The sequence below is a fragment of the Pseudoflavonifractor sp. HCP28S3_F10 genome (genome assembly GCF_052065415.1).
In the GTDB taxonomy this organism is placed as follows: Bacteria; Bacillota; Clostridia; order Oscillospirales; family Oscillospiraceae; genus Pseudoflavonifractor_A.
The window spans coordinates 34,015-54,855 of the sequence record NZ_JBQHUB010000006.1 but is presented as its reverse complement, the minus strand read 5'-3'; the positions used below and the strand labels follow the sequence as shown (position 1 = coordinate 54,855).

21 protein-coding genes, 1 tRNA gene and 1 pseudogene are annotated in these 20,841 nt (G+C 64.6%); 4 read left to right on the top strand and 19 right to left on the bottom strand.

Annotation, left to right across the window (positions count from 1 at the left end):
- A complete protein-coding gene (locus ACTNBZ_RS04525) occupies positions 1-1,179 on the top strand; it encodes a M20/M25/M40 family metallo-hydrolase (RefSeq protein WP_441208507.1) in 1,179 nt (392 codons plus the stop codon).
- A 68-nt stretch (positions 1,180-1,247) separates the two neighbouring features.
- On the opposite strand, the gene ACTNBZ_RS04520 is transcribed toward ACTNBZ_RS04525, so the two are convergent.
- From ACTNBZ_RS04520 to ACTNBZ_RS04445, 16 genes are all read right to left on the bottom strand, one after another.
- Positions 1,248-2,945, bottom strand: coding sequence for a carbon starvation CstA family protein (locus ACTNBZ_RS04520; protein WP_441208506.1), 1,698 nt, complete (start codon positions 2,943-2,945; stop codon positions 1,248-1,250).
- A 225-nt stretch (positions 2,946-3,170) separates the two neighbouring features.
- Positions 3,171-3,296 (bottom strand): hypothetical protein, encoded by a 126-nt coding sequence (locus ACTNBZ_RS04515; protein WP_441208505.1) that lies wholly within the window; start codon positions 3,294-3,296, stop codon positions 3,171-3,173.
- A gap of 145 nt (positions 3,297-3,441) precedes the next feature.
- Positions 3,442-4,527 carry a hypothetical protein gene (locus ACTNBZ_RS04510; RefSeq protein ID WP_441208504.1) on the bottom strand — a complete coding sequence of 362 codons (1,086 nt, stop codon included), beginning with the start codon at positions 4,525-4,527 and terminating at the stop codon, positions 3,442-3,444.
- 112 nt (positions 4,528-4,639) lie between these two features.
- Positions 4,640-5,101: a MarR family winged helix-turn-helix transcriptional regulator gene (locus ACTNBZ_RS04505; RefSeq protein ID WP_441208503.1), complete on the bottom strand. Its 462-nt coding sequence runs from the start codon at positions 5,099-5,101 to the stop codon at positions 4,640-4,642.
- Between the two features lie 70 nt (positions 5,102-5,171).
- Complete coding sequence (gene fabZ / locus ACTNBZ_RS04500) at positions 5,172-5,597, bottom strand: 3-hydroxyacyl-ACP dehydratase FabZ (RefSeq protein WP_441208502.1); 426 nt, start codon at positions 5,595-5,597, stop codon at positions 5,172-5,174.
- Positions 5,598-5,600: 3 nt separating this feature from the next.
- A complete protein-coding gene (fabF, locus tag ACTNBZ_RS04495; RefSeq protein WP_441208501.1) occupies positions 5,601-6,842 on the bottom strand; it encodes a beta-ketoacyl-ACP synthase II in 1,242 nt (413 codons plus the stop codon).
- A gap of 40 nt (positions 6,843-6,882) precedes the next feature.
- Entirely contained in the window at positions 6,883-7,626 is a 744-nt protein-coding gene (gene fabG, locus ACTNBZ_RS04490; RefSeq protein WP_441208500.1) for a 3-oxoacyl-[acyl-carrier-protein] reductase, read from the bottom strand.
- Between the two features lie 4 nt (positions 7,627-7,630).
- Complete coding sequence (gene fabD, locus ACTNBZ_RS04485; protein WP_441208499.1) at positions 7,631-8,560, bottom strand: ACP S-malonyltransferase; 930 nt, start codon at positions 8,558-8,560, stop codon at positions 7,631-7,633.
- 70 nt (positions 8,561-8,630) lie between these two features.
- Complete coding sequence (locus ACTNBZ_RS04480) at positions 8,631-9,557, bottom strand: nitronate monooxygenase (protein WP_441208498.1); 927 nt, start codon at positions 9,555-9,557, stop codon at positions 8,631-8,633.
- Between the two features lie 17 nt (positions 9,558-9,574).
- Positions 9,575-10,510, bottom strand: a complete 936-nt coding sequence (locus ACTNBZ_RS04475; RefSeq protein ID WP_441208497.1) for a beta-ketoacyl-ACP synthase III — start codon at positions 10,508-10,510, stop codon at positions 9,575-9,577.
- On the bottom strand, positions 10,507-11,448 hold the full coding sequence (locus ACTNBZ_RS04470; RefSeq protein WP_441208496.1) for an acetyl-CoA carboxylase carboxyltransferase subunit alpha: 942 nt from the start codon (positions 11,446-11,448) through the stop codon (positions 10,507-10,509). The genes ACTNBZ_RS04475 and ACTNBZ_RS04470 overlap by 4 nt, the downstream gene beginning before the upstream one ends.
- Positions 11,441-12,325, bottom strand: a complete 885-nt coding sequence (accD, locus tag ACTNBZ_RS04465; RefSeq protein ID WP_441208495.1) for an acetyl-CoA carboxylase, carboxyltransferase subunit beta — start codon at positions 12,323-12,325, stop codon at positions 11,441-11,443. The genes ACTNBZ_RS04470 and accD overlap by 8 nt, the downstream gene beginning before the upstream one ends.
- Before the next feature lie 23 nt (positions 12,326-12,348).
- The gene (accC, locus tag ACTNBZ_RS04460) at positions 12,349-13,719 is read right to left on the bottom strand and encodes an acetyl-CoA carboxylase biotin carboxylase subunit (RefSeq protein WP_441208494.1); all 1,371 of its coding nucleotides are present in this window, start codon (positions 13,717-13,719) and stop codon (positions 12,349-12,351) included.
- Between the two features lie 10 nt (positions 13,720-13,729).
- Complete coding sequence (gene accB / locus ACTNBZ_RS04455; protein ID WP_441208493.1) at positions 13,730-14,164, bottom strand: acetyl-CoA carboxylase biotin carboxyl carrier protein; 435 nt, start codon at positions 14,162-14,164, stop codon at positions 13,730-13,732.
- Positions 14,165-14,166: 2 nt separating this feature from the next.
- Entirely contained in the window at positions 14,167-14,394 is a 228-nt protein-coding gene (acpP, locus tag ACTNBZ_RS04450) for an acyl carrier protein (RefSeq protein ID WP_441208492.1), read from the bottom strand.
- A 193-nt stretch (positions 14,395-14,587) separates the two neighbouring features.
- Entirely contained in the window at positions 14,588-15,073 is a 486-nt protein-coding gene (locus ACTNBZ_RS04445; RefSeq protein WP_441208491.1) for a GNAT family N-acetyltransferase, read from the bottom strand.
- 287 nt (positions 15,074-15,360) lie between these two features.
- Between ACTNBZ_RS04445 and ACTNBZ_RS04440 the strand changes: the two genes are divergently transcribed.
- On the top strand, positions 15,361-16,038 hold the full coding sequence (locus tag ACTNBZ_RS04440) for a stalk domain-containing protein (protein ID WP_441208490.1): 678 nt from the start codon (positions 15,361-15,363) through the stop codon (positions 16,036-16,038).
- A gap of 112 nt (positions 16,039-16,150) precedes the next feature.
- On the opposite strand, the gene typA is transcribed toward ACTNBZ_RS04440, so the two are convergent.
- Positions 16,151-17,974, bottom strand: a complete 1,824-nt coding sequence (gene typA, locus ACTNBZ_RS04435; protein ID WP_441208489.1) for a translational GTPase TypA — start codon at positions 17,972-17,974, stop codon at positions 16,151-16,153.
- 530 nt (positions 17,975-18,504) lie between these two features.
- On the opposite strand from typA, the gene ACTNBZ_RS04430 reads away from it, so the two are divergent.
- A tRNA-Arg gene (locus ACTNBZ_RS04430) sits at positions 18,505-18,581 on the top strand.
- 168 nt (positions 18,582-18,749) lie between these two features.
- Here ACTNBZ_RS04430 and ACTNBZ_RS04425 read toward each other — a convergent pair.
- Together ACTNBZ_RS04425 and ACTNBZ_RS04420 are read right to left on the bottom strand one after the other, a co-directional pair.
- Positions 18,750-18,920 (bottom strand): hypothetical protein, encoded by a 171-nt coding sequence (locus tag ACTNBZ_RS04425; protein ID WP_441208488.1) that lies wholly within the window; start codon positions 18,918-18,920, stop codon positions 18,750-18,752.
- 44 nt (positions 18,921-18,964) lie between these two features.
- Positions 18,965-19,072: pseudogene (locus ACTNBZ_RS04420) on the bottom strand (type IV secretory system conjugative DNA transfer family protein); the annotation flags it as partial.
- A 302-nt stretch (positions 19,073-19,374) separates the two neighbouring features.
- On the opposite strand from ACTNBZ_RS04420, the gene ACTNBZ_RS04415 reads away from it, so the two are divergent.
- Positions 19,375-20,787, top strand: a complete 1,413-nt coding sequence (locus tag ACTNBZ_RS04415) for an MATE family efflux transporter (protein ID WP_441208487.1) — start codon at positions 19,375-19,377, stop codon at positions 20,785-20,787.
- Positions 20,788-20,841 lie beyond the last annotated feature (54 nt).

The window sequence follows — 20,841 nt, the reverse complement described above, 5'->3', positions numbered from 1 at the left end:
GTGGAAAAGCGTGAGAGCCTGTGCGCCGCCGCCCTGGCGGGAGCGGAACGGGTCCTGCCCCGGATGCTGGAGCTGCTGGAGCGGCTGTGCTCGGTGGACTGCGGCACCGGGAACGAGGCGGGGAACCGGCAGGTCATCGAGCTGCTGCGCCCGGTGCTCCATGAGCTGGGCGCCCAGGTGGAGGAGATTACAGAACCCGGCCTGGGGACCCATCTGGTGGCCCGGGTGCGGCCTGCGGGGGCATCCAAGGGTAAAGTCCTGCTCTCCGCCCATCTGGATACGGTGTTCGGCCCGGGCTTTGCGGCCCGCTTCCCCTTTCATATGGAGGGGGATTGGGCCCACGGCCTGGGAGCTGGGGACTGCAAGAGCGGCGTGCTCATCTCCCTGTTCGGGGCGCTGATTTTGAAGGAGGCCGGGCTGCTGCCGCCCTGGGAGCTGGTGTACTGCCTGACCTGTGACGAGGAGACCGGCTCACAGTCGGGCAGCAGGGTCTACCGGCGGGAGGCGGAGGGGGCAAATCTGGCCCTGGTCTTTGAGGGAGGCCGGGAGCGGGAGGGGCATCCCGCCTTCGTCACCGCCCGCCGGGGGGTCATCCTGGGGGCCATTGACGTGACCGGCCGGGAGGCCCACGCCGGAAAGGCCTACCGGGAGGGGCGCAGCGCCGTGCTGGAGCTGGCCCATCAGATCATCCGGCTCTACTCCTTCAACGACGAGGAGCGGGGGATCTGTTTCAATGTGGCCCCCATCTCGGGGGGACGGCCCAACGGCGTGGTGGCCGGAGAGGCCCGGGGGGAGTTCTGCTGCGCCGGGATCCCCGCCAACGCCGATTTCCCCGCCATCCGGGCCAAACTGGACGGTATGGCGGAGCAGGTGACGGTGGAGGGCTGCACCGTGCGGGTGACTTACCGCACCCTTTTCCCCGCCATGGAGGAGAGCCCGGCCAACCATCGGGCCTGGGAGTACGCGGCGGCGGCCGCCCGGGCCATGGGGCTGGAACCGCTGGAGATCTCCGACCCCAGCGCCACCGACGCTGCCTACCTCAGCACCTTCGGCGTACCTACGGTGGACGCCCTCTCCGCCATGGCGGAGGGCATCCACACCACAGAGGAAAAGGTGTCCATCCCCTCCATCCGGCAGCGCACTGCCCTGTGCGCCCTGCTGCTGGGGGCGCTGGACTGAATCGGACGAAAAAAGAGGCTCCATCCGGAAGGATGGAGCCTCTTTTGCATGCGCGGATGGGACGGGGATCAGGCCTGCGCGGCCTTCTTGGGGCTGCGCTCGGTCAGCTTATGGATACCCTGGATGGCCACCAGGACGCCCAGGATGAGCAGCAGCACGGCAAAGATGAGCTGCAGGGTGGTGCCGAGGGTCAGGCCGGTGGTGAGGAAGGCCTTACCCAGCTTGTAGATGGTCATGCTCAGAGCGGTAAAGGTGACGGCCATCATGAAGCCCATGGGGAACCAGAGCATGGCGCCCTGGCGGTTGGTCTTCTTCAGGAATACGGCGCAGGCCACCAGCGCCAGCACAGAGAGAAGCTGGTTGGCGGAGCCGAAGAGAGGCCAGATCTCCGCGTAGCCCACCTTGGCCAGCAGGTAAGCCAGCACCAGGGTCAGGCCGGTGGCGAAGTACTTGTTGGTGACCAGCTTGAGGACGGGACCGGCATGCTCCAGATCGGTGTCGTCGTCCACAAAGAACTCCTGGAAGGACAGGCGGCCGATGCGGGCCACCGAGTCCAGAGAGGTGAGGGCGAAGGCGGAGACCGCCAGGTTGATCAGGGTGAACACCAACTGATAGGGCAGGCCAGTGGCCACCAGGAAGTTGGCGATGGCGCCGGCAAAGATCTGAGGCTGGGTCTTGAGGCCCAGGGCGGCGGCCTCGCCCTGGCCGAAGGAGGCCACGGCGATGAGGGCCAGTACAGCCAGCATGCTCTCCATCAGCATGGCGCCGTAGGACACGGGTAGCATGCTCTTCTCGCTCTTGATCTGCTTGGAGGCGGTGCCGGAGGAGACCAGGGAGTGGAAACCGGACACGGCGCCGCAGGCGATGGTGACGAAGAGGATGGGGAAGAGATACTGGCCGTCCACATTGAACCCGGTGAAGGCGGGCAGGTTGCACGCCGGGTTGGCCACGAACACGCCCACGATGGCGGCCAGGATCATAAAGACCAGCAGGTAGCTGTTCAGGTAGTCACGGGGCTGGAGCAGGGCCCACACCGGGACCACGCAGGCGACCATGACATAGAGGAAGATGATAATGTGCCAGGTGCCGCGGCCCACGAAAACGGGGAAGTTCATGCCCAGCGCCACAGCGGCCACCAGCAGGCCGATGGCGATGACGGTGTTGAGCCACTTGTTGAGGCGGCCGTACCGCAGCAGCAGGCCCAGGGCCACGGCCTCCACGATGAAGATCATGGAGGTGGTGGCCACAGCGCCGTTGGCAGCCACCTGGGTGACGGCGCCGCTGGCGTCGGTGGTAAAGCCGTTGAAGGTGCCGGCCACCACGTCGGCAAAGGCGGCCACCACCAGGATGCAGAAGAGCCAGCAGAAGAGCAGGAAGAGCTTTTTGCCCAGCTTGCCGATGTATTCCTCAATGATGTAGCCGATGGTGCGGCCCTTGTTCTTCACCGAGGCGTACATGGCGGCAAAGTCCTGCACCGCGCCGAAGAACACGCCGCCCAGCAGCACCCACAGCAGCACGGGCAGCCAGCCGAACATGGCGGCCTGGATGGGGCCGTTGATGGGGCCGGCTCCGGCGATGGAGGCGAACTGGTGGCCGAAGACCACGTTGGTGTCGGCGGGGACATAGTCCACGCCGTCCTCCAGCTCATAGGCGGGAGTCTTGGCGTCGGGGGAGATCCCCCATTTTCTCTCCAGGTAGCGCCCGTAAAGCAGATAGGCGCCGCCCAGGACGACGATCGCGATGATCATCATCAGGATTCCGTTCATAGTGTTCCCTCATTTCTATTCCCATTTGCAAACAGTACCTGCTGTGCCGGGGGATCACATGGCTGTTTTTGCTGCGCTTTGCACAGCAAAAACGCCTCTGCAGTCCGTCTGTCCGGACTGCAGAGGCGAAAGATCACTCTTCCGTGGTACCACTCTGCTTGCCGCGCTTTGCCGCGGCCGCTCCCGGCCGTAAGGCCGTCTCCCGGGTAACGGTGGGATACCGCCTCAGCCTACCGCCGCAGCCTCGGTGAGGAGCTCCAGGGTGATGCCGCAGAGGGTCCCTGCCGTCTCACACCATCCGGCGGCTCTCTGAAAGGAAGAATTCCCTGCGGTCTGTCCCGTTCGCAGCATGTCTCTGTCTGTGATGATAAAGTTTTACCACTGTAAAGAACGGAATACAAGATGGAATACTGAAACAAGTTTTTTCCTTTTTAAAGAAAAAATTTGTAACTTAGAACGAGAGATACGGAGAATATTGGGAAGAAAGGAGGCCATTTCAAAGATGGGAAAGCAGTTCCTCCGCAATATGGTCGGCGATGGCGTTCACCCGTTCAAAATCCACATGGGGATTGTAGAGGGCCTCCAGCTCGTCGTGCATGGCCTTGGCCTGGGCCATGGACTCCACCGCCTCGCCCACCAGGGCGGCGGATACCTTGCGGGAGAAGCGCAGACGGGCTTTGTTCCGGTGCAGCAGCTCCGGATCGGTCATGGGGTCCAGACGCAGGCGGCGGTAGGGCCGCCGGCCGGTATAGGGCAGTTCTCCGCTGCTGGAGACAAAGCCCAGGGAGAGGGCGGGGATGAGCAGGTGGCGCATCCGCTGGGGAGCCATGGGATCAGGACAGACGATCACATCGTAACCCGCCGCCATGGCCCCGGCCGCCAGGTGGGTGAGGAGGGTATGGGCCAGGCCGTAGGTGTCACACAGCTCGTAGATGCGCTTGCACAGGGCCTCCGCGGTGTCGAAATTGCACAGCACACCCTGGCAGGTGACCGCGTCCAGAAAGCGCTGGACGGCTTTCCCCGGCCCGCCGCCGGTCCGCCTGCACTCCCGGGACAGGATGCCCCGGGCCCGCTTGGCCAGCTTCTCCTCCAGTGCCGGGGTAAGGAGAAGGGTGCGGCAGTCCCCGTCGATCTCGGCGGCGGCTGAGAGGCAGCGGGTGGCCCGGGCATAGCAGCCCTGATAGCCCTTCATGCAGCCGATGATCTGGTCTTTGATCTCTTTGAGAGCGGGAGTGTCGTAACACTCGCCCAGGTTGAGATACCGCTCGGTGACGCCGGGATATTTGGACTCGATGACGTGGGGCGCGGTGGCGTCCACCAGGGCGGACCTGAGAGCGGGGACGGCCACCGCGTCCAGGGAGTCCGGGTCGCCGGAGCACTGGATGTACTCCACCTCCAGCCCGTGCTCCTCCATGGCACGGCCCACCCGGCGCATCAGGGTGGATTTGCCGCAGCCCGGCCCGCCCTTGATGAGGAAATAGTCTTCGGCCTGGGCGGGATCGATGAGCTGGTCATAAAGAGAATAAAAGCCCGAGGGGGAGTTGGCCCCCAGATAAAACCGGACCTGTGGGTTATCAGCCATAAAAGACCCTCCGTTTCGCTGATTTCATTCATTCCACCATATGCTGTGCCGGGAGGGTCGGTGCGGTAAAAAGACCGGAGGCCCCCAAAAAAGGGGACCTCCGGCGGGATGGTCAGCGGGACTGCTCCGCGTGGGCGGGGAGGGAGATCTCAGGCATCAGCTCGGAGGAGATGACGCGCAGCATCTGCTCCAGCCGGTCCACGTCCTCTTCGGGGAACCGGTTTTTGATCCGGTCCATCACCGTGGTCAGGTAGCCATAGCTGATATTATAGTAGTCGATATATTTCTGGGTGACCTCCAGATGGTACTCCCGCTTGTCCTCGGGGGACTGCTCCTTGCGGACATAGCCCTTCTGGATGAGGCTGTTCACCTTGTAGGCTGCGTTGGGCGGGGAGATGTTCACAAAGCGGGCGAACTCATTGATGGTGGGGCGGCCCAGGGCCATGATGATCTCCATACAGAAGGTCTCCACCGTGGTGAGGCTGGCCTCCCGCTTCTGGAACCGGGAAAAGACCGCCCGGTAGAAGTGAAGCTTGAATTTGGTATACACGCTGTCAAAGGCCTGGTCCAGCATAAGATCCCTCCCGCTGCAGTTTATTCAGCAGACATTATTGTAGCAGATTTTGGCCGCGGGAGCAACCGGACTACTGAATGACGAAGGTGAGCTCCCCCTGGGCGGCAATCTTCCCGCCCACCCGGGCCACGGCCTTTCCATACCCCACGGGGCCCCGCTGCTCAATGAGCTCACAGGAGAGCTCCAGCACGTCCCCCGGAGTCACCGGGTGCTTGAAGCGGGCGTTTTTGATGCCGCCGAAAATGGCCAGCTTGCCCTTGTTTTCGGGCAGGCTGAGGGCGGCCACCGCGCCGGTCTGGGCCAGGGCCTCGATGATAAGGGCGCCGGGCATGATGGGCCTGCCGGGAAAGTGGCCGGTGAAGAAGGGCTCGTTCATGGTGACGCATTTGATGCCGGCGGCCGAATGGCCGGGCTGACAGTCAGTGATGCGGTCGATGAGCAGGAAGGGCGGCCGGTGGGGCAGGATCTCCATGATCTGTTCGATGTTCAGCTCCATGCTTTATCCCTCCCAATGCCTGAAAATGAGGCTGGTATTGTGCCCGCCGAAACCCAGCGAGTTGGAGAGGACATAGCGCAGCCGGGCCTCGCGGCCGGTGTTGGGTACCACGTCCAGGTCGCACTCCGGGTCGGGTACGGCGTAGTGGATGGTGGGGGGGACGAACTGGTCCCGCAGGGCCAGCACCGAGAAGATGGCCTCCACCGCGCCGCTGGCCCCCAGCAGGTGGCCGGTCATGGACTTGGTGGAGCTCATCATCAGCGTGTGGGCATGGGGGCCGAAGGCGGCCTTGACCGCCTGGGTCTCGCACACGTCGTTCATGTGGGTGGAGGTGCCGTGGGCGTTGATGTAGTCCACCTCTTCCGGATTGACACCCGCGTCGGAGAGGGCCAGGCGCATGCAGGCCGCGCCGCCGGCGCCGCCGGGAGCGGGGGCGGTAATGTGGTGGGCGTCGGAGTTGGCGCCGTAGCCCGCTATTTCGCCCAGGATGACCGCGCCCCGGGCCTTCGCGTGTTCGTATTCCTCCAACAGCAGGATGCCGGCCCCCTCGCCGATGACAAAGCCGGAGCGCTCCGCGTCAAAGGGAATGGAGGCCCGTTCCACATCGGCGCAGGTGGTCAGGGCCTTGAGGGCGGTGAAGCCCCCCACCCCCATCTCAGCCACGGCGGCCTCGGCGCCGCCGCACAGCATCACCTCGGCATAGCCGTCCCGGATGTGACGGAAGGCGTCGCCCACGGCGTTGCCGCCGCCGGCGCAGGCCGCCACCGGGCACACGCACATGCCCTGAAAGCCGTATTTGATGGCGATCTGTCCCGCCGCCATGTTGGGAATGATCATGGGGATAAAGAAGGGGGAGATGCGGTCATAGCCCTTGGCCGCCCCCCTGGCGCACTCGGACTGGATGGTGTTCATGCCGCCGATGCCGCTGGAGACCATCACGCCGCAGCGGGCGGGGTCCTCCCGCTCCATATCCAGGCCGCTCTGCTCCACCGCCTGGGCGGCGGCCGCCATGGCAAACTGGGTGAAGCGGTCCATGCGCCGGGCCTCCCGGTGCTCCATATAGCGCTCCGGGTCAAAATCCCGCACCTCGCCGGCCAGCTTGACCTTCATGGCCGAGGGATCGTAGAGGGTGATGGGCCCGATGCCGCACACGCCCGCTTTGGCGGCGGCCCAGGAGTCCCCGGCCGTCCCGCCCAGGGGGGTAATTGCCCCCATGCCGGTGACGACCACACGTCGTTTGTTCATTCAGACAGCCCCTTTCGGAGAGATTGGGTCACAGGCGGCCTTACACCGCCATACCGCCGTCCACGCACAGGACCTGGCCTGTGATGTAGCTCGCGTCCTCGGCGGCGAAGAAGGCCACCGCCCGGGCCACGTCCTCCGGCTGGCCCAGCCGGGCCATTGGGATGGACTTGAGGAGCGCCTCCCTGGCGGCTTCCGGGAGGACGGCGGTCATGTCGGTGTCGATAAAGCCGGGGGCCACCAGGTTGACGGTGACGTTGCGGCTGGCCAGCTCTTTGGCGATGGACTTGCTCATGCCGATGAGCCCGGCCTTGCTGGCGGCGTAGTTGGCCTGGCCCGGGTTGCCCCGCAGGCCCACCACGCTGGAGAGGTTGACGATGCGGCCGTAGCGCTGCTTCATCATGGGCCGGTAGGCCGCCCGCATGCAGTAGAAGGCCCCTTTGAGGTTGGTGTCCAGCACGGCGTCCAGATCCTCGTTCTTCATCTGGAGGGCCAGCTTATCCCGAGTGATCCCGGCGTTGTTGACCAGGATGTCCAGCCGGCCGAAGCGCTCAATGACCGCTTTGACCATGGCCCCGGCGGCGGCGGAGTCGGACACGTCGGCCTGGACGGCAAAGGCCTGTACGCCCAACTCCCGGCAGGCTGCCGCCGTTTCCTCAGCGGCCCGGGCGTTTCCGGCGTAGTTCACCGCCACATTGGCCCCCCGGCGGGCCAGCTCCAGGCAGACGGCGCGGCCGATGCCCCGGCTGCCTCCGGTGACCAGGGCGTTTCTTCCGGTGAGATCCATAGCGTTACGCTCCTTTCAGGGCGGACACGGCGGCGTCAAAGTCCTCCGCCGTGTCGATGGAATAGGTCTGGATGTCCTTCACGGTCCGGCGGACAAAGCCGGAGAGGGTCTTGCCCGGGCCGATCTCCACAATGGTGTCCACGCCGTGGGCGGCCATGGCGCAGATGGTGTCCTCCAGGTAGACGCTGGACTGCACCTGCCGCTCCAGCAGGGCGGGGATGGTGTCCCCCGGTTCCATCACATCCCCCTTGCAGTTGAAGAGGACGGGGAAGGCCATGGGGCCGAACACGGTGTCCTGAAGGCGGCGGCGAAGGGCTTCTCCGGCGGGGGCCATCAGCGAGGTGTGGAAGGGACCGCTGACCTTCAGCGGCACCACCCGGCGGGCGCCGGCCTGACGGGCCAGCTCCCCGGCCCGGTCTACTGCCGGAGCGTCGCCGCCGATGACCAGCTGGCCGGGGCAGTTGTAGTTGGCGATCTCCACCGTGCCCAGGGGGGACGCGGCGGCGCAGGCCGCCGCCAGCGTTTCCCGGTCCAGCCCCAGCACGGCGGCCATGCCGGTGTCCCGGCCGGTAACGGCTTCGGCCATGGCCTTCCCACGGAAGGCCACCAGGGCGATGGCCTGGGCGGGAGTAAAGACCCCCGCGGCCTGGAGGGCGGAATATTCCCCCAGGCTCAGCCCCGCGGCCATGGCGGGGCGGACGCCCGCCTGAAAGAGCAGGGCGGTGACCCCGGCGGCAAAGGCCACCATACAGGGCTGGGTATAACGGGTGTCGGCCAGACGGTCCTCCGGTCCGTCAAAGCACAGGGCCTTCAGATCAAAATCCACGGGGGCCAAATCGAAGACCTCCCGGAACAGGGGAGAACGGTCATAGAAGTCCCGGCCCATGCCCACATGCTGGGCGCCCTGGCCGGCGTATAGAAAAGCGAGTTTCATCGGGTGCGCTCCTTGTCGGTTGGTGTGGAGAGAGGGAGGGATATTCCGGGGCGGAGGGGAGCCGCCCGGGTCAGGCGTTGAGTTCTTTGAGGCGCTCCCCAGCCTGGTCCTGCAGCTCCTGGAAAATGGCGCGCAGGGGGCGGATCTCCCGGAGCATACCGGCCACCTGGCCGGCCATCAGGCTGCCGGTTTTGGTGTCGCCGTCAAACACGGCCCGGCGCAGGCTGCCCAGAGTGAACTGCTCCAGCTCCATCTTATCGGCCCCCGCCTTCTCGTGGGCAATGTAGTCCCGGGTCATCTGGTTTTTCAGCACCCGGACGGGGGTGCCGGCGATGCGCCCGGTGACGGTGGTGCCGGTATCCTTGGCCCTGAGCAGGGCCTCTTTATAGTTGGGGTGGATGGGACACTCCTCACTGACCAGCAGGCAGGTGCCCAGCTGGGCGCCGCAGGCTCCCAGGGCGTAGGCGGCCAGCAACTGGCGTCCATCGGCGATGCCGCCGGCGGCGATGACGGGGATGTCCACCGCGTCGCACACCTGGGGGACCAGGGCCATGGTGGTGGTCTCACCCACGTGGCCGCCGCTCTCGGTGCCCTCGGCAATGACGCCGTCCACTCCGGCCTTGGCCATCAGCTTGGCCAGGGACACGGCGGAGACCACGGGGAACACCCTGGCCCCCGCCTCCTTCCACATGGACACATAGGGGCCGGGGCTGCCCGCGCCGGTGGTGACCACGGCCACCTTTTCCTCGGCGGCGATGCGGGCCATATCGGCGGCCTGGGGGTGCATGAGCATGATATTGACGCCGAAGGGCTTATTGGTCAGGCTGCGGCAGCGGCGGATGTGCTCCCGGAAGGATTCCGGCGTCATGCCGCCTCCGCCGATGAGGCCCAGAGCCCCGGCGTTGGACACGGCGGCGGCGAACTCGCCGGTGGCGATGTTGGCCATGCCGCCCTGGATAAAGGGGAACTCGGTCCCCAGCAGCTCGTTGAGTTTCATTGGAACCTTCCTTTCCGCTACCATTCAAAGAGAACGCCGCCCCAGGTGAGGCCGGCGCCGAAGGCGGCGCAGATGATCTTCTGTCCCCGCCGCAGCAGGCCCTGCTCCGCCATCTCGTCCAGGGCGATGGGGATGCTGGCGGCGGAGGTGTTGCCGTAGCGCTCCATGTTCTGATAGAACCTGTCCACAGGGGCGCCCAGGCGTTTGGCCGCCGTGTCGATGATGCGGCGGTTGGCCTGGTGGGGGACGATCCAGTCGATGTCCTCCAGAGTGAGGCCGCTGCGCTCCAGCAGGGTGCGGACGCAGGCGGGCAGGGCCTCCACCGCGAAGCGGTAGACGCCGGGGCCGTCCATGTGCAGATAGGCGCGCTCCGGTCCCGCTCCGTCGATCCGGAGAAGATCGGCACTCCCCCGGCAGCCCAGGGCAGCGTGCCACGGCCCGTCGGTGAGGGTCACCACCGCCGCGCCGGCGCCGTCCCCAAAGAGGACGCAGGTACTGCGGTCGGACATGTCCAGCACCCGGCTGAGCTGCTCGCCGCCGACAAGGAGGGCGTATTTCCGCTCGCTCACGGCCAGCAGGCCCCGGAGGGTCTCCAGTCCATAGACAAAGCCGGAGCAGGCGGCGTTCAGGTCGAAGCAGGGAATATCCTCCGGCAGACCCAGGGCGGCCTGCACCATGCAGGCGTTGGCGGGGGCGGAGCAGCCGGGGGTGCAGGTGGCCGTCACGCAGGCGGCGATCTCTTCGGGGTGGACGCCGGCGCGCTCCAGCGCCTGCCGGGCCGCCCCGGCGCACAGGTCCCAGGCGGTCTCTTCCCGGGAGAAGCGGCGCTCCCCGATGCCGGTGCGGGAGCGGATCCACGCGTCGCTGGTGTCCACCAGACGGCTCAGGTCGTCGTTGGTCACCACCCGGGCGGGCAGACAGCGGCCGGTGGAGACGATGCGAAGTCCTCTCATGGGGCCTCCTTTCGGGCGCACTGGCCCATGGCACGGAATTTTTCATAGCGGTGGGCCGCCGGGTCCCGCAGCTTGAGCAGCCGGGAGAGATGGGCGTACACCGCCTTGTCCACCGCCTGAAAGACGGCCCGGGGGTCCCGGTGGGCGCCGCCGGGGGGCTCGGGAATGACCTGGTCGGCCACCCCCAGGGAAAAGAGGTCGGCGGCGGTGAGCTTCATCAGCCCCGCGGCCTCGCCGGAGCGGGCGGCGTCCTTCCACAGGATGGAGGCAAACCCCTCCGGAGAGAGGACGGAGTAGACCGCGTTTTCCAGCATGAGCACCCGGTTGGCCACCGCCAGGGCCAGGGCGCCGCCGCTGCCCCCCTCGCCGATGACTACCGAGACCACCGGAACGGTGAGGGAGCTCATCAGGGCCAGGCTGGAGGCGATGGCCTCTCCCTGGCCCCTGGCCTCGGCCTCCAGACCGGGATAGGCGCCGGGGGTGTCGATAAAGGTGAGCACCGGACGGCGGAATTTCTCCGCCTGGCGCATGAGCCGCTGGGCCTTCCGGTAGCCCTCGGGGGAGGGCATGCCGAAGTTGTATGCCATGTTCTCCTCCAGGTTTTTGCCCTTCCGGTGGCCGATGACGGTGACGGGCAGGCCGTGGTACAGCGCCGCGCCCCCCAGGATGCTGGGATCCTCCCGGCACTGGCGGTCCCCCCGGCACTCGAAAAAGCCGGTACACAGGGCGGAGATAAAATCCGCCGTGCCGGGGCGGCCGGCGTGGCGGGCCAGATAGACCCGGTCCTCCGGCGTGCAGTCCCGGCAGGCCTCCAGCAGCTCGTCCCGGTCCCGCCGGAGCTGGGCACGGCGGATGAGGGCGGCGGCCTCTTCGCTGCCCTCCAGGGCAGCGAGCTCCCGGTCCATGGCCTCGATCCTGGCCTCCCAGTCCTTAATCACGGAGCCTGCCCCCCTTCTCGTGGAGGACCAGCAGCCGGGAGATGGTCTCCCGCAGTTGGGCACGGGGGACGATCTGGTCCACAAAGCCGTGCTCCTCTAGGTATTCGGCGCTCTGGAAGCCCTCAGGGAGCTTCTGGCCGATGGTCTGCTCGATGACCCGGGGCCCGGCGAAGCCGATGAGGGCGCCGGGCTCGGCCAGGGTGATGTCCCCCAGGGAGGCGAAGGAGGCGGTGACGCCCCCGGTGGTGGGGTGGGTGAGCACTGAGATATACAGCCCCCCGGCGGCCGAGAACCGCTCCAGGGCGGCGCTGGTCTTGGCCATCTGCATCAGGGAGAGGATGCCCTCCTGCATGCGGGCGCCGCCGCTGGCCGAGCAGATGATGAGGGGCAGGCGCTGCTTTCGGGCCAGCTCGGCCAGCCGGGCGATCTTCTCCCCCACGGCCACCCCCATGCTGCCCATGAGGAAGCGGCTGTCCAGCACGGCCACGGCCACCGGACGGCCGTTGATCTTTCCCCGGGCGGTGACCGCCGCCTCAGTGAGGCCGGTTTTTTCCCGCAGGCCGGAGAGCTTGTCGGGATAGCCGGGAAAGTCCAGCGGGTCGCCGCCGGTGAGAGTCTCGTCCAGCTCCTGAAAGGTGTTGGGATCCAGCAGCATGGACAGGCGCGGGTACGCGCTGATCTTATGGTGGTGTCCGCAGCGGGGGCAGACGTAGAGGGCCCGGGCCAGATCCCGCTCCGAGACCATGGTCCCACAGGCGGGACACTGCTGGAACACGGCGGCTTCCGGACGGCGGCGAATATCCGCCTTTTCCCGCAGGCCCCGGCGCTCCCGCAGCTGATCCAGATGCTCCCGGCGGGCTCGAAAGAGATGGTTCACAGTGGGTCTTCCTCCTTACGCGTTCACGACGCCCCGTCCTCCCAGTCCAGCAGTTCCTCCAGGTGCCCGGCCAGAAAGCCGGTGTCGTACCGGCCCTGGACGAAGTCCGGGTGGTGGAGCAACAGGTAGCAGAAGGGGGCGGTGGTGGGATAGCCCTGGATGATGAGCTCGGCCAGGGCCCGGCGCATCCGGCGGATGGCCTCCAGCCGGGTGGGGGCGTGGACAATGACCTTGGCCACCAGGCTGTCATAGAAGGGGCTGACCTCGCAGCCGTTGTAGAGCAGGGTGTCCACCCGCACGCCGGGCCCGCCGGGCAGGTGGAGGAACTCGGTCCGGCCGGGGCAGGGGCGGAAGCCCTTCCGCGGGTCCTCGGCGTTGACCCGGCACTCGATGGCGTGGCCGGTGAGGGTCACGTCCTCCTGCGCCAGGGAGAGGGGCAGCCCCGCGGCGATGCGCAGCTGTTCCTTCACCAGATCCAGGCCGGAGACCAGCTCGGTCACCGGGTGCTCCACCTGGATGCGGGTGTTCATCTCGATGAAGTAGAATTTTCCCTCCTGGTCCAGTACGAATTCCACCGTGCCGGCGCTGACGTACCCGGCGGCCCGGGCGGCGGACAGGGCGGCCTCTCCCATGGCCCGGCGCAGCTGGGGCGTCAGGGCGCGGGAGGGGGATTCCTCCACCAGCTTCTGGTTCTTGCGCTGGATGGAGCAGTCCCGCTCCCCCAGGTGGATCACATGGCCCTGGGTGTCGGCCAGGATCTGAAACTCGATGTGCCGGGGACGGAGGATGAGCTTTTCCAGATAGAGCTCCCCGTTGCCGAAGCAGGAGCGGGCCTCGCCCGCGGCCTCGTCAAAAAGCCGGGGCAGGTCCCCGGGGGCGTCCACCCGGCGCATGCCCCGGCCGCCGCCGCCGGCGCTGGCCTTGAGGAGCACGGGATAGCCCACCTGCTCCGCCAGCTTCAGGGCGGCGGCGGGGCCGGACACCGGCCCGTCGGAGCCGGGCACCACCGGCACGCCGTGGGCGCGCATCAGGGCCCGGGCGGCGGCCTTGTCCCCCAGCTGCCGGATCATGTCCCCGGTGGGGCCGATAAAAACGAGGCCGCTCCTCACGCACAGATCGGCAAAGTCGGCGTTTTCGGAGAGAAAGCCGTAGCCGGGATGGAGGGCGTCACACCCGCTCTCCAGGGCGGCGGTGAGGAGGGCGGGGATGTTGAGATAGCTCTCCGCCGAGCGGGCCGGGCCCACGCACACCGCCCGGTCGGCCAGCTGTACGTGGAGGGAGTCGGCGTCAGCAGCCGAGTAGACCGCCACCGTCTCCACCCCCATCTCCTGACAGGCCCGGATAATACGCACCGCGATCTCGCCCCGGTTGGCGATCAAAACGCGCTTGAACATAAACGTTTCCTCACTTGAGCCGGAAGAGGGGCTGGTCGAAGCCCACCAGCTCGCCGTCGGCGGCCAGCACTTCGGCGATCACGCCGTCGGCAGGGGCGGGGACCTCGCTCATCATCTTCATGGCCTCCAGAATACAGACCGTCTGGCCCTTTTTCACCGCCGTGCCCACCGGGGCGAAGGGGGCGGCGCCGGGGGCGGAGGCGGCGTAGAAGGTACCCACCAACGGGGCGCGGATTACGGCTCCCTCCGGCTGGGCTTCCTGTTCCCGGACAGGTTCAGCCGGTGCGGGGGCTGCCGCCGGGACCGGAGCCGGGGCGGCGGCAGCGGAGACGGAGGGCGCGGTCCGGTCCAGGACCAGCTTAAAGTCCCCGTCCTCCAGCTCCAGGCGGGTAAGGGAGCTGCCCTCCAGCCGGTCCATCAGGGCGAAAATGTCGTTGAGCTCCATGATTACTGGGCGTTGGCCTCCAGATAGCGGACGATGTCGCCCACGGTCTGGAAGGAGACGGCGGCGTCATCGGGCATGGTCACGTCGAACTCCTCCTCCAGGGCGCTGATCAGGTCCACCGCGTCCAGAGAGTCCAGCTCCAGGTCATCCGTGAGCTTGGCCTCCGGGGTCACGGCCTCCAGGTCGCAGTTCAGGTTGCTGACGATGATATCGCGGACTTTTTCAAACATGGTGATTGGCTCCTTTCGGCAGTTGCCGGTTTTGTTGATTCAACTATTTTAATTAAAAAAATTTAATTAAAATGATTTAAGCGATATTGTAATCACAGCGGGGCAGAATGTCAAGTAAAATTTTTGCGCGAAAAAGGGGCGTGTCCGCAGACACGCCCCTTTTGTACCGTAATTCGCCCGATTGGGGGAAAGATCACAGGATCAGCTCCATATCATACCACACGACCCCACCGTGGATCGAGGCCGACACGCCCCGGTTCTGGTAGCCGAACTTCTCGTAGTAGGGAATGAGCCCCTCCTTGCAGGTGAGCACGATGCGGCGCTTGCCCGCCGCCCGGGCCCTGGCGATGTACTCCTCCATCAGCCGGGCGGCGATTCCCTGTTTCCGGTAAGCGGGCAGTACGGCCAGGCCCAGGATGGCCAGGGCGTCGCCCCCCTCGTCGGCCCCGCCGGGCTCGTACAGCTCGTCGCAGAGGAAGCGCTTCCCGGTGGACGGTCCGTTGAGCAGCCCCACCACCTGGCCGGCGTCCTCGGCCACCAGGAACCACTGGGGGAAGGCGGAGATGCGGTATTGGAAGGCGGCACGGGTGGCCCCTTCCGCCGGGGGAAACCCGGCGTTTTCCACGGCACACACCCCGTCCAGGTCGGCGGGGGTCACGTTGCGGATAAGGATGGACAAGGAGATCAGGTCCTTTCTGACATGCTGTTTTTCCGATGCGGAGGCCGCCCACAGGGCCCTGCACCGGTTGCAATTTGCACTGAAATATGGTAAAATCATCCCTGGAAAATACGGCACGTCCAAGGGGAGACACGCCTTAAAACGGAACTTGCAGGTGCTTCGGCGCCTGACGGCGGTATTCGCCGCACCGCATGGCAATTATACGGGAATTCCCCGCCTTTGGCAAGGCGGGGATTGTCGTTTTATTCGTATATTGAAATGAAATCAAACAAAGAGGAGGAAACCATATGAAAAAAATGCACCGAGTGCGCGATATCCTGACCGGAGCCCTTGCCATGGCCCTGGTATTCGCTTTGGCCTCCCCCGCCGGGGCGGCCCTGGCGGGCAAGACCATCCAGGTCCTCACGGGGGTGGATATCTACGTGGACGGAGTGGAGATGAAGCCCACCGATGCCAATGGCAAGCCGGTGGACACCTTCGTCTACAACGGCACCACCTACGTTCCCCTCCGGGCGGTGAGCCAGTACCTGGGCAAGGCCGTCAGCTACGACGGCAAGAACCAGCGGGTCTATATCGGCGAGGCCCCGGGGATGAAGCAGTACCTGCTCACTGTCTGCCCGCCGTATCAGACGAGCAGCGTGGAAATGCCCGCTACGTTGGAAATGGGCGGAAAAAAGTATGCAAACGTGATGAAATGTATTCATGGACAGATGGACGCCACGGCGCTGTTCAACCTGAATGGTCAATATAAAACTCTCAGCTTTGATATGGGCCATGAGGACGGCGGTGACTCGTGGGGAGAAGGGCAGGTAGATATCTATCTGGATGGAGAGCTGGCCTTTTCAGCGGATATGAGTTGGGATGAGCTGCCCAAACATTTTGAGGTAGATATCCATAATGCGCTTCAGATGAAGATCGTGCTCAACGGCGGCAGCCACGCGATCGCGGATATCCAGGTCTATTAAGTCTCAATAAGCCCCTGTGGCTGCCCGTTTATATCCTGTCCTGCCCACGGGGCGGGCGCATCCCCCGAGCAGGCAAAGGAAGAGCCCGCCGCTTTCGCGGCGGGCTCAAATTTTACTTCTTCTTGCTGGCGATGCGCATCCGGTCGCCGTGGTCCAGCACCCGCTTGCGCAGGCGCAGGTTCTCGGGGGTGACCTCCAGCAGCTCGTCATCTGCCAGGAACTCCAGGCACTGCTCCAGGCTGAGGGTGCGGGGGGTGACCAGGCGCAGGGCGTCGTCAGAGCCGGCGGCCCGCATGTTGGTCAGCTGCTTCTTCTTGCAGACGTTGACGCTGATGTCCTCCTGCTTGGGGCACTCGCCCACGATCATGCCGCCGTACACAGGCACGCCTGCGCCGATGAAGAGGGTGCCCCGCTCCTGGGCGTTGAACAGGCCGTAAGTGACGGCCTCGCCGGTCTCGAAGGCCACCAGGCTGCCGGTGTTCCGCCGGGCAATCTCGCCCTTCATGGGGGCGTAATTCTCAAAGACCGAGGCCATGATGCCCTCGCCCTTGGTGGCGGTGAGGAACTCGTTGCGGTAGCCGAACAGGCCACGGGAGGGCACCAGGAACTGGGCCTTCATCCGCTCGCCCACAGGGTTCATGTCCAGCAGGTCGCCCTTGCGGCGGCCAATGGCCTCGATCACCGAGCCGATGGCGTCGGCGGGCACGTCCACCACCAGACGCTCAATGGGCTCGCACTTCCTGCCGTCGATCTCCCGGAAGAGCACGCGGGGGGGGGAGACCTGGAACTCATAGCCCTCCCGGCGCATGGTCTCGATGAGGATGGACAGGGACATCTCGCCCCGGCCGGCCACGTTGAAGGCGTCGGTGGAGTCGGTCTCGCTCACCCGCAGGGATACGTCCTTCAGAGTTTCCCGGAACAGGCGGTCCCGGAGCTGGCGGGAGGTGACAAACTTGCCCTCCCGGCCGGCGAAGGGGGAGTCGTTGACCGAGAAGGTCATCTCGATGGTGGGGGCCGAGATCTTCACGAACTCGATGGGCTCCACACAGTCGGGAGCGCAGATGGTGTCTCCGATGGTGATGTCGCCGATGCCGCTCATGGCGATGATGTTGCCGGAGGTGGCCTCAGTCACGGGTACCCTGCCCAGGCCGTCGAACTGGTAGAGGGAGACCGCCTTGGCCTTCTGAGCGGGGGCGTCGGGATCGTGGTAGTTGCACACCGCGATCTCCTGGTTCTGCTTGATGGTGCCCCGCTCGATGCGGCCGATGGCGATCCGGCCCACGAACTCATTGTAGTCGATAGAGGATACCAGCATCTGGAAGGGGCCCTCGTCGTCGGACTCGGGGCCGGGGATATAGTTGACGATGGTCTCGAAGAGGGGAGTCAGGTCGGTGCCGGGCACGTCGGGGGAATAGGAGGCAGTGCCCTGGCGGCCGGAGCAGAACAGGGTGGGGGACTCGAACTGCTCATCGGTGGCGTTCAGGTCCAGCAGCAGCTCCAGCACCTCGTCCATGACCTCGTGGATGCGCTGGTCGGGGCGGTCGATCTTGTTGACCACCACGATGACCTTGTGGCCCAGCTCCAGGGCCTTGGAGAGGACGAAGCGGGTCTGGGGCATGGGGCCCTCGGCGGCGTCCACCAGCAGGATGACGCCGTTGACCATCTTCAGGATGCGCTCCACCTCGCCGCCGAAGTCGGCATGGCCCGGGGTATCCACGATGTTGATCTTCACGTCCTTGTAGTGGACAGCGGTGTTCTTGGCCAGAATGGTGATGCCGCGCTCACGCTCCAGGTCGCCGGAGTCCATCACCCGCTCCACCGTGGCCTGGTTGTCACGGTAAATACCGCCCTGCTTGAGCATTTCGTCCACCAGCGTGGTCTTGCCATGGTCGACGTGGGCGATGATGGCTACGTTTCTCAGCTTTGTGTTCTGCATAGTTGAACTTCCTCCTGTATGGCAAGACCACCGGACGCCCCCTTACCGGGGCCCTGTCCGGCGGACATATGAATAACGCGGGGAATGGAGACCCGGGCAGGGCAGAGCGGGGCTCTGTCCGGCCATTGGGAAGCGAAAAAACAGGATCTCTGTAATTCCGACCATCTATTATAACCGAATGCAATAAAGAGCGCAACTTTAATTCTCAAAAAAGTGTTGTTTCAGCTATTTTCCCAATGGAACGGGAGGCTCCGGCGGAGGATACAGGCGGTTTTGCGGCGGACAAATCTCCGCCCCGGCGGGCCGGCGGGCGTTGACACCGGCGGAGCTTTGGGTTACAATAGAAAAGTAATTCTCCCGGAGGGATAGGGCATGCCCTGATCGTTCAACTGGATGGGGTGTCCGCTTTTAAAACGTATTTCCCGATTTTGTCATACGCGTCTGCAGCTCAACCGGATAGAGCGGCCACATCCTAAGCGGCAGTTTGTTCGAGTCCTGCTAAGCCGGAAAACTGAATAATTCTTGTATATGCCTCCGTAGCTCAGTTGTATAGAGCGACCGCCTCCTAAGCGGTAGGCCACCAGTTAGAGTCTGGTCGGGGGTGCCAAAAGAAACGCTGCAAGCCTTTTTCCAAAGGCTTGCAGCGTTTTTTGTTCTCATTTCTCACGGCAGCCGGTTCTCCGAAGCTGGGAGGTTTTTATGCGCTGCATGATGTATGTTTGCTAATTGGATTTGAACGGTTTTCACCAGTTTGCTAAGAAAAAACGGGAGTTTGCTAATTTGAATTTCCCACCTTTTCCGAACTGCCTGCCGGCTGGTCGTGCCTGTTGGGAATCAGCGCAGCCAGGGCATCTGCGTCCATCGCGGGCGCTTTTTCTGTTGCTGCTGGCTGTATTGCAGTGCCGCCCTGCTGATAGAATTGCTGCTCTATTTCAGAAGTTAACATTCTTCGGTCCTCATCCAGAATGTACGCATAGCGTTTCGTGACTACAGGGCGTTCACCAGCTTCAGGATATCTTCCTCTGACCGGATGTAGGCCAGGGGGGTATATCTCATGGACTTCTTGAAGTTGATTAGATTAAGGCACTTGATACGGTATCATATTGCGGGTTTGAAAAACGGAAAGTCTGCAGCCTGGGCCAAACTTCGATCTTCCTGATGATACCGATCACAGTTCAGGGCGGTCCGGCTGTTTGCCAAGGGACTTCCTGGAGATACGGATACACGCTCCCTTCACGTTTGGACGCGATCCGCCGCGCTGTGTTCGCCGTTTCGGCGGCATTTTTCAGGGAAAAACCGGGAAAGATTGTGAAAAACGGCGCTATGCAGCCCTGCCTGAGATGGCTATAATAGTGCGGTATTTAAGCAAGACGGTGAAACGCCCTGAGGAGGGGATCTCTGTGACCAAGGACCTGACCAGGGGCAGCCCGATGCGGCTGATCCTGGGCTTTACTGTGCCGACGCTGTTCGGGATGCTGTTCCAGCAGCTCTACAATCTGGTGGACACCATGGTGGTGGGTAAGCTGCTGGGGGCCCGCGCCCTGGCGGCGGTGGGCGCCACCGGATCCATTAACTTTTTTGTCATCGGTTTCTGCATGGGACTGTGCAGCGGGTTCGCCATTCCGGTCGCCCAGCGGATGGGGGCGCAGGAGCCGGGAAAGATGCGCAGATGCGTGGCCAATGCCGCCTATCTGGCGGCCGCTTTCGCCCTGGTGCTGACAGTGGCTACCGGCCTTCTGTGCCGGACGATCCTGACGGCCATGAATACCCCGGCGGATATTTTTGAAGATTCCCGCGCCTACATTTTTATCATATTCATGGGCATCCCGGCCACCATCCTCTATAATCTGCTGGCGGGCATTATCCGCTCCCTGGGGGACAGCAGGACGCCGGTGTATTTCCTGGCCATGTCCTCCTTCCTGAATATATTTCTGGACTTTGCCCTGATCCTCTGGTTTCATGCCGGGGTGGCGGGAGCGGCGGCAGCCACAGTATTGTCCCAGGGCGTATCCGGGGTGGCCTGCCTGTTTTATATGCGGAAAAAGTACCCCATCCTGCACCTGAGCCGGGAGGAGCGGCGGCTGGACCTTCCCTCCTGCAGGGTGCTGTGCGCCATGGGGATCCCAATGGGCCTGCAGTATTCCATCACTGCCATCGGCTCCATCGTCCTGCAGACGGCGGTGAACGGACTGGGCAGCCTCTATGTGGCGGCGGTGGCCGCCGGGAACAAGCTCTTTCAGCTGCTGGCCTGTCCCTATGACGCCATGGGTGCCGCCATGGCCACCTACTGCGGCCAGAATGCAGGGGCCTGCCGGCTGGACCGGCTGGGCCGGGGCGTCCGGGCCTGTACGCTCATGGGATTTGTCTATGCCGTGATGGCCTTTGCCGCCATGCTGGTGTTGGCTCCCCAATGCGCCATGCTGTTTCTGGACCCCAAAGAACAGGAACTGACCCTGCTGGTGGACCTGACCAGCCGGTATATCGTCACCAGCTGCGCCTTTTTCTTCGCCCTGGCCCTGGTGAATATTTTCCGCTTTTCCATTCAGGGTATGGGCTTTAGCTCCTTTGCCGTCCTGGCCGGTGTGATGGAGATGGCGGCCCGGGCAGCGGCAGGCCGCTTCTTTGTCCCAGCCATGGGCTATACGGCGGCGTGCTTCGCCTCCCCGGCGGCCTGGGTGTGTGCCGACCTGTTTCTGGTGCCCGCATGTGCGGCGTGTATCCGCAGGCTGCGCAGGCTCTGCCCCGACCGGAAAGAGGATGCCTGTGAAGCCCGCATTGTTCCTGCGCCCGCGCGTGCAGGGACAGAACGGTGAGAGGATATCCGTGCCGTTTTTTGAGCCATGAAAAGGGGGCCTCCCATGGGAGGC

Bases quoted from the DNA above. Each gene is read 5' to 3' on its own strand.
- ACTNBZ_RS04520 (WP_441208506.1), bottom strand. From the start codon at position 2,945: ATGAACGGAATCCTGATGATGATCATCGCGATCGTCGTCCTGGGCGGC.
- ACTNBZ_RS04515 (WP_441208505.1), bottom strand. From the start codon at position 3,296: ATGCTGCGAACGGGACAGACCGCAGGGAATTCTTCCTTTCAGAGAGCC.
- ACTNBZ_RS04510 (WP_441208504.1), bottom strand. From the start codon at position 4,527: ATGGCTGATAACCCACAGGTCCGGTTTTATCTGGGGGCCAACTCCCCC.
- ACTNBZ_RS04505 (WP_441208503.1), bottom strand. From the start codon at position 5,101: ATGCTGGACCAGGCCTTTGACAGCGTGTATACCAAATTCAAGCTTCAC.
- fabZ (WP_441208502.1), bottom strand. From the start codon at position 5,597: ATGGAGCTGAACATCGAACAGATCATGGAGATCCTGCCCCACCGGCCG.
- fabF (WP_441208501.1), bottom strand. From the start codon at position 6,842: ATGAACAAACGACGTGTGGTCGTCACCGGCATGGGGGCAATTACCCCC.
- fabG (WP_441208500.1), bottom strand. From the start codon at position 7,626: ATGGATCTCACCGGAAGAAACGCCCTGGTCACCGGAGGCAGCCGGGGC.
- fabD (WP_441208499.1), bottom strand. From the start codon at position 8,560: ATGAAACTCGCTTTTCTATACGCCGGCCAGGGCGCCCAGCATGTGGGC.
- ACTNBZ_RS04480 (WP_441208498.1), bottom strand. From the start codon at position 9,557: ATGAAACTCAACGAGCTGCTGGGGACCGAGTTCCCCTTTATCCAGGGC.
- ACTNBZ_RS04475 (WP_441208497.1), bottom strand. From the start codon at position 10,510: ATGAGAGGACTTCGCATCGTCTCCACCGGCCGCTGTCTGCCCGCCCGG.
- accC (WP_441208494.1), bottom strand. From the start codon at position 13,719: ATGTTCAAGCGCGTTTTGATCGCCAACCGGGGCGAGATCGCGGTGCGT.
- accB (WP_441208493.1), bottom strand. From the start codon at position 14,164: ATGGAGCTCAACGACATTTTCGCCCTGATGGACCGGCTGGAGGGCAGC.
- acpP (WP_441208492.1), bottom strand. From the start codon at position 14,394: ATGTTTGAAAAAGTCCGCGATATCATCGTCAGCAACCTGAACTGCGAC.
- ACTNBZ_RS04440 (WP_441208490.1), top strand. From the start codon at position 15,361: ATGAAAAAAATGCACCGAGTGCGCGATATCCTGACCGGAGCCCTTGCC.
- typA (WP_441208489.1), bottom strand. From the start codon at position 17,974: ATGCAGAACACAAAGCTGAGAAACGTAGCCATCATCGCCCACGTCGAC.
- ACTNBZ_RS04425 (WP_441208488.1), bottom strand. From the start codon at position 18,920: ATGTTAACTTCTGAAATAGAGCAGCAATTCTATCAGCAGGGCGGCACT.